Source organism: Niabella beijingensis (assembly GCF_020034665.1).
Classification (GTDB): domain Bacteria; phylum Bacteroidota; class Bacteroidia; order Chitinophagales; family Chitinophagaceae; genus Niabella; species Niabella beijingensis.
This window is the reverse complement of the sequence record NZ_JAIQDI010000001.1, coordinates 1023953-1037130: the sequence shown is the minus strand read 5'-3', so window position 1 is coordinate 1037130 and position 13178 is coordinate 1023953. Positions and strand designations below refer to the sequence as shown.

The 13178-nt window shown below is 48.6% G+C and carries 13 protein-coding genes; 2 read left to right on the top strand and 11 right to left on the bottom strand.

Annotated elements, in window-relative coordinates; translation table 11 throughout:
• Positions 1 to 57 precede the first annotated feature (57 nt).
• The gene (locus K7B07_RS04335) at positions 58 to 768 is read right to left on the bottom strand and encodes a 2OG-Fe(II) oxygenase (protein ID WP_223707773.1); all 711 of its coding nucleotides are present in this window, start codon (positions 766 to 768) and stop codon (positions 58 to 60) included.
• Positions 765 to 1529 (bottom strand): SDR family oxidoreductase, encoded by a 765-nt coding sequence (locus K7B07_RS04330; RefSeq protein ID WP_223707772.1) that lies wholly within the window; start codon positions 1527 to 1529, stop codon positions 765 to 767. The genes K7B07_RS04335 and K7B07_RS04330 overlap by 4 nt, the downstream gene beginning before the upstream one ends.
• A gap of 553 nt (positions 1530 to 2082) precedes the next feature.
• Between K7B07_RS04330 and K7B07_RS04325 the strand changes: the two genes are divergently transcribed.
• Positions 2083 to 2298 carry a hypothetical protein gene (locus tag K7B07_RS04325; protein ID WP_223707771.1) on the top strand — a complete coding sequence of 72 codons (216 nt, stop codon included), beginning with the start codon at positions 2083 to 2085 and terminating at the stop codon, positions 2296 to 2298.
• A gap of 2 nt (positions 2299 to 2300) precedes the next feature.
• Positions 2301 to 2675: a YdeI/OmpD-associated family protein gene (locus K7B07_RS04320; protein ID WP_223707770.1), complete on the top strand. Its 375-nt coding sequence runs from the start codon at positions 2301 to 2303 to the stop codon at positions 2673 to 2675.
• 88 nt (positions 2676 to 2763) lie between these two features.
• Here the strand turns inward: K7B07_RS04320 and K7B07_RS04315 are convergent, their stop codons facing one another.
• From K7B07_RS04315 to K7B07_RS04275, 9 genes are all read right to left on the bottom strand, one after another.
• Positions 2764 to 3423: a CoA transferase subunit B gene (locus K7B07_RS04315; protein ID WP_223707769.1), complete on the bottom strand. Its 660-nt coding sequence runs from the start codon at positions 3421 to 3423 to the stop codon at positions 2764 to 2766.
• 150 nt (positions 3424 to 3573) lie between these two features.
• Positions 3574 to 4230 carry a CoA transferase subunit A gene (locus K7B07_RS04310; RefSeq protein WP_223707767.1) on the bottom strand — a complete coding sequence of 219 codons (657 nt, stop codon included), beginning with the start codon at positions 4228 to 4230 and terminating at the stop codon, positions 3574 to 3576.
• A gap of 423 nt (positions 4231 to 4653) precedes the next feature.
• Entirely contained in the window at positions 4654 to 5250 is a 597-nt protein-coding gene (locus tag K7B07_RS04305) for a DUF6992 family protein (RefSeq protein ID WP_223707765.1), read from the bottom strand.
• Positions 5251 to 5283: 33 nt separating this feature from the next.
• Positions 5284 to 6156, bottom strand: coding sequence for a beta/alpha barrel domain-containing protein (locus tag K7B07_RS04300; RefSeq protein ID WP_223707763.1), 873 nt, complete (start codon positions 6154 to 6156; stop codon positions 5284 to 5286).
• A 74-nt stretch (positions 6157 to 6230) separates the two neighbouring features.
• Positions 6231 to 7376: an acyl-CoA dehydrogenase family protein gene (locus K7B07_RS04295; protein WP_223707761.1), complete on the bottom strand. Its 1146-nt coding sequence runs from the start codon at positions 7374 to 7376 to the stop codon at positions 6231 to 6233.
• 4 nt (positions 7377 to 7380) lie between these two features.
• The gene (locus K7B07_RS04290; protein WP_223707759.1) at positions 7381 to 9378 is read right to left on the bottom strand and encodes an ATP-binding protein; all 1998 of its coding nucleotides are present in this window, start codon (positions 9376 to 9378) and stop codon (positions 7381 to 7383) included.
• A gap of 43 nt (positions 9379 to 9421) precedes the next feature.
• Entirely contained in the window at positions 9422 to 10201 is a 780-nt protein-coding gene (locus K7B07_RS04285; protein WP_223707757.1) for an enoyl-CoA hydratase/isomerase family protein, read from the bottom strand.
• A gap of 240 nt (positions 10202 to 10441) precedes the next feature.
• Complete coding sequence (gene tnpA, locus K7B07_RS04280; RefSeq protein ID WP_223707756.1) at positions 10442 to 10903, bottom strand: IS200/IS605 family transposase; 462 nt, start codon at positions 10901 to 10903, stop codon at positions 10442 to 10444.
• A 382-nt stretch (positions 10904 to 11285) separates the two neighbouring features.
• Complete coding sequence (locus tag K7B07_RS04275; protein ID WP_276225251.1) at positions 11286 to 12893, bottom strand: carboxyl transferase domain-containing protein; 1608 nt, start codon at positions 12891 to 12893, stop codon at positions 11286 to 11288.
• Positions 12894 to 13178 lie beyond the last annotated feature (285 nt).

Genomic DNA, 13178 nt, shown 5'->3' with positions numbered 1-13178 from the left:
TATAAAAAAAGACAGCACCATAAATAAAGTGTGCTGTCTTTTAAATTATTGCCGCAGCTAACTGAGGGCATCATGAAAAATAATACCCAGGGTATAGCGCGTACCATCCCGTACTTCACTGACGCCATGTTTCATATTGACCCGGTAATACCCTTTTGTGCCCTTTACGGGTTTGAAATTGGTGGTAAAAAGCAACAGGTCTCCCTGTTCCGGTTGCAGCACAATGGCTCTTGACTGAGAACGAGGTATTTGCTGGGTCAATACAAATTCGCCGCCGGTAAAATCTGTCCCCGGCTGACTGAGCATGAATACTGCCTGGATGGGAAAATAGATAAGGCCATAAAGATCCTGGTGCAGGGTATTGTAGCCGCCGGCATCGTATTTAAGGATAAGTGGGGTGGGCTCCAATTGCTGATGGACATGACACTGTGCCAGCAGTTCCGAATGGTTTGCAGGAAACTGCATGTCAATCTCCAGCGCTTTAAACCAGCTGTTGGCCACCGGCACCAGGTAAGGGTAAAGATGGGTCCTTATGGCTGCAAGCGGCTCGGGCAGCGGATAGCGGAAGTATTTATACGCTCCTTTTCCAAAGCGGTACCGCTCCATTATCACTACCTTGCGGTACCCGCCGGAATGATCGTAGCTGGCCTGAAAAAAAGTACATTCTTCCGTGGTAAGAACACCCCGTATCAGTGCAAAACCCTTTTCGTGCAGGGAAGCGGTAATAGCTGACCAGTCCTGCGTTGCAAAACGTTCTTTAAAGTTCATGACCACATTTTTTTAATAGTGGGAAATCCGCCATCTACAAACACCTCCGCCCCATGCATAAAAGAAGCGGCATCCGAGGCCAGGAAGGAGATCACTTTTGCCACTTCTTCCGGCTGACCAAAACGGCCCACCGGGATCTCCGGTGCGAAGGACCGGGCAAAGGTTTCAGCCTGTTCGGGAGAAAGATTGGACCGGTCGAGGTAATTGGTCTGGATGGGACCGGGACTTACTGCGTTGATGCGGATCTGCCGGGGTGCCAGCTCAGCAGCAAAGGTTTTCAAAAAGGACTGCACAGCGGCCTTTGCCGCCGAATACACGGCTGCATAAGGCATACCTACCTGGGTAACGATGGAGGTGTTGAGGATAATGGCGCCTCCGGGTCGTACCATGGGCAGCAACTGCTGCACCGTAAACAGCGTTCCCTTTACCATGATATTGAACATCTCGTCAAAATGACTTTCATCGATCTGTTCCAGTGAAGCGTACTTTCCGATGCCGGCATTTACATAAAGGATATCGATGGCCGGGAAGATGGCGGCTGTCTTTTCCCGGAGTGTCATCAGATCCGTCATGTTGCCGGCATCCGACACAATTCCAAAAGCGTTCGGTCCTAATTCCGAAACGGTTTCGGATACCGTTTGCTCATAACGACCGGTGATGATCACCGATGCGCCGTTACCGATAAAATCCATTGCTGCTGCTTTGCCGATGCCGCTGGTGGCGCCGGTAACCAGCGCCCGTTTTTGTTCTAATTGTTGCATATTTTGTTGTTTTGTAACTGGGCAAAATTGGTAAAAAAGGCAGGGGCAAACAATCCGATTCTTGCGGAGTTAAATGAAGCAAAGCAGACCTGACGGCCGTTCTTGTCACTAAAATTCATGACAGGAAATAATGGCCCGGATAATGAAGGAGGTATTATTTATTATTATTTTTGTTTTACGTTAGCACCGAAACTAACGCTTACAAATAGAAGGTCCTGGGTTAGCGCCGGGACTTTTTTGCTGAAAGGAAGCCTGTACAGATTTCCGGATTGTTACGCCACCCGTTTTTCATAAGAATAAAAACACCCGGATAAACATTCCTCACCTTTCCTGAATACACTGGTATAGGCTTTTACAGACCCCTTAAAAAAATGCCCGGAAGATGTCTTTGTTTATGTGTTTCAGATATTTGATTGTCAATTTGATATAATTTGTTTTAAACGGATTGGAGGCCCTTCAGAAAATAATTAAAATACCTGTTTTCCTGCTGACATAAGGTTGTCACACCCTCATAATAGCTTTGTATTGTTGATTCACTTTAAACCCGGATGTTATGACTACAATAGCTCAATGGCAGGCAAATGATCTTCAAAGCATTCTTTACCGGTTGCTGGTAAAGGGCACTGCCCCGCAGGAGCCGGTTACTGATCACAGCGAGGGGAAGGGGCTTTTTGAAACGGCAGTTATCGTGGATCCGTTTGGTTCTGTTTTCAGGATGATGACCGGTAAGGACGGAATAGAGATTATCGAAAAAAATAAAACCCGTTAATAATGGAAATAAAAGATGGAAAAATGGCAGTGTATGCCAAAACCCGCCGTCAATGGCGCACCTGGTTGCAAAAGAATGCGGCGAGACAGGAGCCGGTTTGGCTGATCCTTTTTCACAAAAGCAATGATACTCCCTCAGTGGATCGTATTGCGGCTACGGAGGAAGCGCTTTGCTTCGGATGGATCGACAGTCTGTGTAAAAAACGGGACGCCGGCAGTTATTACCTTACGTTCTCACCACGCAATTCCCGGAAAAGCAACTGGAGCCAGCCCAATATAGAACGGGCAAAACGCATGATCGCAGAAGGAAAAATGACTGCGGAAGGCATGCGGCTGATCGCGATAGCTAAGACAAAAGGAACCTGGCAGAAAGGGTAGGATCAATGACCGGCGATCTTTGGTATATTTGAAACAGGGTATTTTTTCCATAAATGACTACAACATATTGATAAATGTGTTGTCCTGATTATGACAGTTTTATTTCCGGTACATCGCCCTTTATCACCAACCGGCCTTCTGTCGCTTTTTTTATATCCTCCACAGATACTCCGGGCGCGCGTTCCAGCAGTACAAAGCCTTCATCGGTAACTTCAAGCACGGCCAGGTCGGATACAATTTTTTTTATGCATCTTACACCGGTAAGGGGAAGCGTACATTGTTTTAATAACTTGGATTGTCCGTCCTTACTGGTATGCTGCATGGCTACGATAATGTTTTTAGCAGCTGCCACCAGGTCCATGGCGCCACCCATACCTTTCACCATTTTCCCCGGGATCTTCCAGCTGGCGATATCGCCGGTATCGCTTACTTCAAAAGCCCCCAGTACGGTAAGGTCGATATGCCCGCCGCGGATCATTGCAAAACTGGTTGCGGAATCAAAATAAACACCACCCGGCAGCAGGGTGACCGTTTGCTTACCGGCATTGATCAGGTCCGGGTCGGCCGTCCCTTTTTTCGGGAACGGGCCCATGCCCAGCATACCGTTCTCCGATTGGAGGACCACTTCCATACCTTCAGGGATATAATTAGCAACGAGCGTCGGAATGCCGATACCCAGGTTAACGTAATAACCGTCTTTCAGTTCCTGTGCAATGCGTTGCGCTATCTGTTGTTTTGTGAGTGCCATTGTTTATTTTTTAGCGAGTGGTAATTAAGAAATAATTAGCTTCTTCCTTTCCCGGAATTGCAGATCCTTTTACTTAACATCTTGAAAATCGATTCAGGAAAAATCCTCTAATGTTGCTATTCCCGCTCCGTCAATTGTTCGATCCTTTTTTCATAATCCGTTCCCTGGAAGATCCGTTTTATATAAACCCCGGGTGTGGATCTGCATAGGGTTTAATTGTCCGGCGGGTACCAGCTCTTCTACTTCTGCAATGGTGATCTTTCCGGCGGTGGCCATGGGATGATTAAAATTGCCTGCCGTCTCTTTATAGATCAGGTTGCCATGCGTGTCACCTTTCCAGGCTTTAATGAGCGCAAAATCAGCAGTAAGCGCCTGTTCCAGCAGATGCGGTTTGCCGTTGAATTCCCGCACTTCTTTTCCTTCGGCTACTTCGGTACCATACCCTGCTGGTACATAAAAGGCAGGGATGCCCGCTCCGCCTGCACGACAGCGTTCGGCCAGAGTGCCCTGGGGGATCAGTTCCACTTCAAGTTCACCGTTTAATAGCTGTCGCTCGAATTCTGCATTTTCCCCCACATAAGAAGAGATCATTTTTTTAATCTGTTTTTTTTGCAGCAGCAGACCGAGCCCGAAATCGTCGACACCGGCATTGTTGGAAATACAGGTAAGGTCTCTCAGACCGGTTTCCGTAAGCGCCTTGATGCAGTTCTCCGGGATGCCGCAGAGCCCGAAGCCACCTACCATCAGTGTCATGCCGCTTTCAATACCGGCGATAGCTTCCTGTGCGTTTTGTACAACTTTGTTCATGTTATTTATTTTTTGCCACGAAGGCTTGTTCTTTATATCTCTGTGTCCTGGTGGCCTGTGTTCTTTTTGCCACGAAGGCACTAAGTCTCCAAGTATCACGAAGGTTTGTTCTTTGTGTTTCTTCGTGCCTCTGTATCCTGGTGGCCTGTGTTCTTTTTGCCACGAAGGCACTAAGTCTCCAGGTATTACGAAGGTTTGTTCTTTGTGTTTCTTCGTGCCTCTATGTCTTGGTGGCCTGTATTCTTTTGCCACAAAGACACTAAGTCTCCAGGTATCACGAAGGTTTGTCCTTTATGTTTCTTTGAGTCTCTGTGTCTTAGTGACCTGTGTTCTTTTGTCGCGAAGGCACTAAGTCCTCAAGTATCACGAAGACTTGTTCTTTGTGTTTCTTCGTGCCTATGTGTCTTCGTGGCTCATTGATCACTACAAATGATAAACCATACCAATTCCGCTTTCCGTAACAGCAAATTCAGGGCCCGCCTTTGTCCAGCAGCGTTGTTGTTTTTGATGACTCAGGTACATGGCGGCATCAAATAAGAGCAGCCCTGCTCCCTGAACGATCAGTGAATTTCCATACCCTCTGTTTCTTGCCGGATTCTTTGCCTTATCCGCACTGGTTGTTAAAACTATCCCGGTGCCCATATACAACAGGTCAAGACCGCCATTGATCGCATATAATTTTTTTACATTTTTATAAGCCCTGTATTTACCGGCATCTGAAACAGACAATCCCTTTTCTTTTTTGGCACGCATCAGGCCTAAAACACCAATGCCGGTATTGACCACCCCCCATAATGCATTCATTGTATGGAAGGCCTTCACCTCCGTATTATTGGTACTTAACGCTCCGATAATACCACTGCCCATATTCACCACGCCCCATCCGGATAGTACCCACATGCCCTTCCTGTTTGTTTCGATCCGTTGTTGATGCAGGTCGTCAGTATTCATGGTTTCTTTTTGTTGTGCGGCTGAAAAACAGTACAGGCAACTGAGGAATAACATATATATAAACTTCATCACCGGCTTTTTATGTAAGTTACGGCATCCTGTTTAAGATTTCAACCCAATAAAATCCGGGTAAGCCGCAGCGGTCTGCCGGATACGGGCTTCATCCAATCCCGTTGCAATATTGTTGTCACGGAAGTATTGCAGCAGGGTCAGCGTATTCACATTGCCCAGCAATTCATAACCTGTAAGCGGACAGCCGCCTAACCCGTTAAGGACGCCGTCAAAGCTGCGGCAGCCGGCTTTCCAGGCGGCATCGATCTTATCATATGCTGCTTCCGGAACTGTGTGCAGGTGCAATCCCAGCTCTATACCGGGAAACCGTGGTATTAAAGTTTGAAAAAGTTTGTAAATCATATCCGGTGTGCCCAGACCCGTGGTATCAGATAAAGTAATGGTTTGAACACCCTTGCCCGCCAGCAGATAAACAGCATCCTGTATAATAAATTCCGACCACTCATCTCCATAAGGATTTCCAAATGCCATGCTGATGTATACCCGGAGCTCCTTCCCCGCACCCTGACTGATATCCGCAATTTCATTCAGTGCGTGTAGTACCCTGGAGGAATCTGAATGGATGTTCCTTTCGAGGAAGGTATCAGAGATTGAGTAGGGAAATCCCAGAATATCTACTTTTTGTTGTGCCGCTGCTTCGGTGGCGCCCCGTGCATTGCCGATAATGGCCAGCAGCCTGGTAGCGGAACCTTCTTTGGTGATTCCCTCCAGCACTTTTGCCGATTCTGCCATTTGTGGTACCGCCTTTGGCGATACAAAACTCCCGAAGTCAATGATATCAAAGCCAACCTGCATCAGCCTGTTAATATAAGCGGCCCGCTTCTCCGGGGGGATGGTATAGGGAAGTCCCTGTTGCGCGTCGCGGGGACATTCCGTAAGGTGGATGCGGTCTGAATTGCTCATGTCCGTTTTTTTCGATATTTCTTTTCAAATGATGTATTGACGGTTGTTCCGGGCTTCAGGTTTAATGTTGAGCCTTAAAGCCCCAACTGCTTTGCGATCACGATCCGTTGTATCTCAGAAGTGCCTTCCCCGATCTGCAGCAGCCGCTGATCCCGGTAAAAGCGTTCTATATTATATTCTTTCATTAGTCCGTACCCGCCATGCAGCTGCACAGCGGCATCGGTCACTTCTTTGGCAATTTCTGAGCAATAAAGCTTTGCCATCGCTGCTTCTTTTGTAAAAGGTTGACCGGTATCTTTCAGCCAGCAGGCCTTATATAAAAAAGTGCGTGCCAGTTCTATTTTCAGGGCCATATCTGCCAGCTTGAACTGGTTGACCTGGAACGATGAAACTGCACTTCCGAATTGTTTGCGTTCCTGTGCATAATTCAATGCCATTTCAAAAGCCCCCTGCGCACAACCCAGGCCCATGGCGGCGATACTCAGCCGGCCGGCATCCAGTGTACGCAGCATGATCTTTGACCCTTCGCCTACCGGCCCCAGCGTATGTGATTTCGGTACACGGCAGTCGTCAAAAAATAATTGTGCAGTGTCGCTGGCGCGCCACATCATCTTGCCATGCATCGCCTGCTGCGAAAAGCCCAGGGTATCCCGGTCCACAATGATCGTGGTAAATTCTTTTTTCCCGTTTGCCTCATTGGTTACCGCCTGTACGGTGGTGCCCTGGTTAAGGGAAACAGAGCCATTGGTGATAAAGATCTTATTACCATTGATCACCCAATGATCCCCATCGGCTTTTGCGGTCGTTTTTGATGCCCGGGAATCGCTTCCTGCACCGGGTTCGGTCAGGCCGAAGGACCACAGGGCTGTGCCGGTGCAGAGCTGGGGCAGGTATTTCAGTTTCTGTTCTTCCGAACCGTAATTATAAATAGGACCGATACCAAGGGAGTTATGGGCGGCCAGGGTAGCGGCCTGTGATCCATCCACCCGCGCTATTTCTTCTACCGCGATGATATAGGCCAGGTAGTCCATACCGGCACCTCCGTATTTCCCCGGGAGATAAATGCCCATCAGGCCCAGTTCGCCCATCTGCCGGGTGAGTTCCGGTGAAAATTTTTCCCGTTCATCCAGTTCCCGTGCCTGTGGCTTTATGCTTTTTTCTGCAAATGACCGCACCATTTCCCGGATCGCCTGATGCTCTTCGCTTAATGTATAGTCCATCGCTTTATTTTTTATTGGTTGCTTCTTCTATATGAATCAGTGTGGTTACGGTATCTACTTTATCTCCTTCTGCCACCTCTATGGCGGTTACGGTTCCGTTCTTCGGGCTCAGGATATTGTTTTCCATTTTCATGGCCTCCACGATCAGCAACAGGTCACCGGTCTGCACCGTGGTACCTGTTTCCACCGAAATTTTGATCACTTTACCCGGCATAGGAGAACAAATGTTTCCGGCTGTTGAGGTTACGGCGGAGGGAGGCGGGGTGCTGTCCGCAGCAATATGCAGCACATCATTGCGCTTTATGATATAATCAAACCCGTTGTAACGTACAATAACCACACCCGGTGCTGTTTCAAAAATATGTACCGGATGTGACTGTCCGTTCAGCGTAATAGTAAACTGCTGTGCTCCCGCAGGTGTCAGGGTTGCTTCCATTATTGTGGCGTCGTATTCAAAATCGACAGCCGGGAGCGCCTGCCGGCGGATCGTCACCGTCACATCACGGCCTTCTGCGTTCAGGATGATCTCAGGAACCGGTCGCCAGTAGCCAATACGGTTCCAAATGGAATCTGGTGTTTTGTTCCTGGGGTGCAGACTGAACACCAGTGCCGCTGCCAGCGGTATCCGTATGTCTGCCGCCCTTTTACGGTTCTCAAGCTGCTGCAACAGATCGGCCAGGTGTATATCGATGTATTTTGTGGAGATCCTGTTGGCCGTAAAGTCCGGATGATGCAGCAGTCCGAGTAAGAAGGCAATATTGTTTTTGATGCCATAAATAAAGTACTGTTCCAATGCCTCGATCATCTTTGTACGGGCTGCTTCACGGTTCGTACCCCAGGTGATCAGTTTCGCGATCATCGGGTCAAAATCTCCGGTGATGATCGCGCCCTCTTGCAGCTGCATGCCATCGATGCGGATGTTTTCACCATACGGTTCTTTGTAAAAGCTCATGGTGCCCGGTGATGGCAGAAACTGTTGCTCCGGGTCCTCTGCATAGATACGGCACTCGATGGCATGTCCTTTCTGGCGGATCTCTTTTTGCTGGAGCGCCAGCGGCTCGCCCCGGGCGATGTTGATCTGCTGCTCGACAATGTCCACACCTGTGATCAGTTCTGTAACCGGGTGCTCTACCTGTATGCGGGTATTCATTTCAAGGAAATAAAAGCTGAGATCAGGTCCTACTAAAAATTCAAGTGTACCCGCACTTTGATAGCCGATAGCCGCAGCCAGTTGTACCGCTGCAGTGCAGATCTTTTCCCGTACTTCCGGTGTCAGGGTAGGTGATGGCGCTTCTTCGATGATCTTCTGATGTCTTCGCTGCAATGAGCATTCCCGCTCATAAAGATGGATGATGTGCCCGTTCTGATCGCCCAGTACCTGTACTTCCACATGTCTTGGTGCCTCAATATATTTTTCTATATAAACCGTGTCGTCACCAAAATAATTCCTGGCTTCCCGTGCGGTTGCTTCCAGGGCTTCTTTTAAGTCCGCTTCCTGCTGTACCACACGCATACCCTTACCGCCCCCACCTGCGGCGGCTTTGATCAGAAGCGGAAAACCAACCGAGTTGTAACGGGTCATCAGTTCAGGCACCGTACCGGTAATGCCGGGCGTAACCAGAACTCCGGCAGCCTGGGCGGTTTTACGTGCAGCGATCTTATTGCCCATAGCCTCCATGGCTTCGGGTGTGGGACCGATAAAAATAATACCCTCATCCCTGCACGCTCTTGCAAATGCCGCATTTTCGGAAAGGAAGCCATAGCCCGGATGGATGGCATCCGCATCAATGGCTTTTGCTGCGGCGATGATGCGATCGCTGTTGAGGTAGGTGTCGCCTAGCGATTGTCCATCCAGCAATACCGTTTCGTCTGCCTCTTCCAGGTAGGCCGCACCGGCATCCTGGGGGGCATAGATCAGCACCGTGCCGATCCGCATTTTTTTTGCCGTTCTGATGATCCGCAGCGCAATTTCACCGCGGTTTGCTATGAGGATTTTGTTCATTGGAGTGAGAGATCAGTAGTGAAAAGCCAATAATGAAAAGTTGTCAGATCCAGTTGGGTTTTCGTTTTTCAAAAAATGCCTGCATGCCTTCCTGGCCTTCGGCGGAGCTGCGGGCCCTGGCGATGGCTTCCACGGTATATGGGATGGATGTATCCAGGTCTTTTGCCGCCAGGTAATGCAGTAGCCGTTTACTTGCTGCTATGGATGCTGGCCCTCCCAGCAGCAGCTCCTGTATCAGCTCAGCCACCTTGCTTTCCAGTTCCATTTCCTGCAATACCTGGTTGATGAGCCCGGCCTGTGCTGCTTCTTTTGCGTGAAATTGGCGCCCGGTCAGGATCAGCTCTTTTGCTTTTGCTTCCCCGATTCTTTTTAAGATATAAGGAGCGATGGTGGCGGGCACCAATCCCAGCCGCACTTCGGAAAATGCAAACAATGTATCATCTGCGGCGTAGGAAAAATCGCAGGCCGCCAGCAAACCGTTGGCACCGCCCATCGCCGCACCCTGCACGACCGCGATCGTGGGTTTCGGCGTATTGTAGACGGTATGGAAACAGCGCGCCAGTCGCCGGTTCTCTTCCAGACTGTCTTCATAGCCGGATGTTGATGTGGCTTTCATCCATTTAAGATCAGCACCGGCGCAGAAAACCTTGCCACGTCCCCGCAGGGTAACCACACGCACTGCATCATCAGCACCCAGTGTTTCGAAAGCAGCGATCAGTTCCCCGATCATCGTATCGTTGAGCGCATTCCTTACTTCAGGCCGGTTGAGCCAGACAGTTGCGATGTGGTGATGCTGTTCTATTTCGAGGGTTGTGTATGTCATTTGCTCTTTTACTTTATTATATTTCTGATAGATATCCTGGCCGTGTTTTGGATTAAGGATCAAAAATGGGTTCGATGTCGTGTTTGTCGTTTGTATTTATGTTATCCCTGCAAGGCTTCTCAGGACTTTGTAAAGATCTGAATAAAGAACTAACTGGCCATCCTCGCCCTGCCTCGTAGAGGCGCTATATGGGCAACCTGTTGGTTTTGAGACATGCCTGAGCCCCGTAGGGGCGACCTGCTAAACCGTTTCTTTAAAAATGTATCGTTCATCATAATCAATTTCAAATTGTTTTAAAAGGTCAAAATATTCTTCTCTGAAACGTATCTTTGAATGGTGCTGTTCCTGGTTTTTAATATAGGCTATCACATCGGGAACCTGCGTCCTGCTGTATGAAAAGGCTCCATAGCCTTCCTGCCATTCAAATTTTCCTTTGGTAAACGCTCTTTCATTGATCCATTTAGAAGAATCTCCTTTTATATGCTGCATTAAATCGGATAATGATTGCGTGGGCCGCATCCCGATCAATATATGAATGTGATCGGGCATGCCATTTACAATGAGCAATTTGTGCGTTCTATTTTGAATGATCGCGGTAATGTATTTATATAATTCATCCTTCCGGGAGCGTTCAATGAGCGCCTGCCGGTATTTTACGGCAAATACCAATTGAAGATGTATTTGTGTGTACGTGTTTGCCATAACCGTTTGATAGGCCGCCCCTACGGGGCTGGGGAAAATGTTTTATTTACGAATCTACCGATAGCGGGTCCCGATGGGACCGGTCTGCTTTTGTTCTGTTTGTGATTTGTTTATGACGTGTTCATTTTTATATTTTATGAGTTCCTTTGGATATTGGTAAAAACGTTTTGTCATGGATCGGCTCCCTCAGTGACCTGCTTTATTTACAGCACCGCAGGTGCCTGCTATGGGTAGCCATTGTATATGAAAAATTATTTGAGCCCCGTAGGGGCGATCTATCTTACCCATGCACCGGCGCTGAAGTGTGCGACGCAACAAAGCTGCCACCTGCACCACAGCCCGGCTCATAAAAACCGTTACCAATGCATCTTTACATTGATACCTACATCCGGAATACCCCATTCTTTGTTTCCTCCCATTTTTTGTTTAATGAAACGGCGATGCCCAATGCAATGACCGTTCGCGTATTCACCGGATCAATAATGCCGTCATCCCATAGCCGGGCCGTGCTGTAATAAGCGGATCCTTCGGTTTCATATTTTTTTAAGATCGACCGGCGCAGGGTCTCTTTTTCTGATTCAGCAAATTCCTTTCCTGCGGCTTTTAACTGTTCTTCTTTTACCGTGGTCAGTACGCCTGCTGCCTGTTCGCCGCCCATCACGGATATTTTGGAATGCGGCCACATAAATAAAAAGCGCGGATCATAGGCGCGGCCGCACATGGCATAATTGCCTGCACCAAAGGAACCTCCAAAGACCACCGTGAATTTCGGTACATTGGCATTAGCAACGGCATGTACCATCTTGGCGCCATCCCGGGCGATGCCTTTGTGCTCGTATTCCTTGCCTACGATAAAACCGGTGATGTTCTGTAAAAATAAAATAGGCGTTTTGCGGGCGGTGCACAGTTCTACAAAGTGTGCTCCTTTTAAAGCCGATTCTCCAAACAGTACGCCGTTGTTGGCAATGATGCCTATGGGATATCCCATGATGTGTGCAAAGCCGGTTATCAGGGTAGGTGCATAAGCCGCTTTAAATTCATGAAAGCGGCTACCGTCCACGATCCGGGCAATGATCTCTCTGGCATCCACAGATTTTTTCAGATCGGTTTGTATGAGACCGTACAATTCCTGTGGATCATATAACGGCTCTTCCGCTGCAACCCGTTCCAGGGGTTGTGCTTCGGGTTGTTTAAAGGTCTGTATGATATTCCTGCAAATGACCAGTGCATGGGGATCATTCTCTGCAATATGATCCGCTACTCCTGAAATGGAAGTATGTACCACGGCACCGCCCAGCTCTTCTGCGGTCACCTCTTCACCTGTGGCGGCTTTTACCAGGGGCGGACCGCCGATAAAAATAGTGCCCTGGTTCCGTACGATGATCGTTTCATCACTCATGGCCGGAACATAGGCCCCGCCTGCGGTACAGGATCCCATAACAATAGCGATCTGCGGAATGCCTGCGGCCGACATCCGGGCCTGGTTATAAAAAAAGCGGCCGAAATCATGACGATCCGGGAACACTTTATCCTGTTCGGGAAGAAAAGCCCCGCCGGAGTCGACCATATAGATGCAGGGGAGCTGGTTCTCCAGCGCAATTTCCTGCGCCCGCACATGCTTCTTTATGGTGAGCTCCATATAAGTGCCTCCTTTCACCGTGGCGTCGTTGGCGATGATCATCACCATACGCCCATGTACGGTGCCGATACCGGTGATGATCCCCGCGGAGGGAAACTGATCGTCGTACATACCAAAAGCCGCAAGAGGCGAAAGCTCCAGAAAGGGCGTATTCGGGTCCAGCAGGTTGTCTACCCGCTCCCGTGCCAGCAGTTTTCCTCTTTTTTTATGTTTCTGAACGGAGGGCTGGGCTTCATCATGCAGCACGCTTTTCATCCGCTGATAGTACTGCTCCAGCAATTGCCGGTAGGCATTTTTATTGTCATTGAACGCAGCAGAACGGGTATCTGCTGTTGAATGGATCCGGTACACAGGCTCAATTTTTATTCCTCTAAAGTTATACGAAGTAAAGGAAAAATGTTCACATTAACTAACAATTGTTAGTGTGTTTTTGAGATTCGATATTACCGGTCATCAGGAATGATGAATGGTTGTTGAACCAGCTGCAGTACTACTATCAGCTTCGTTGTGTCACTCCCTTGTGCTGCAGTGCAGGGAGGAGCTGACATTAGGTAGTGACTGCAGCATGCATACAAAGTAGTACGGGTACCCGGAACATCCGCATTAAAATCAGATCAACGGTCGTTAGCTGAATAA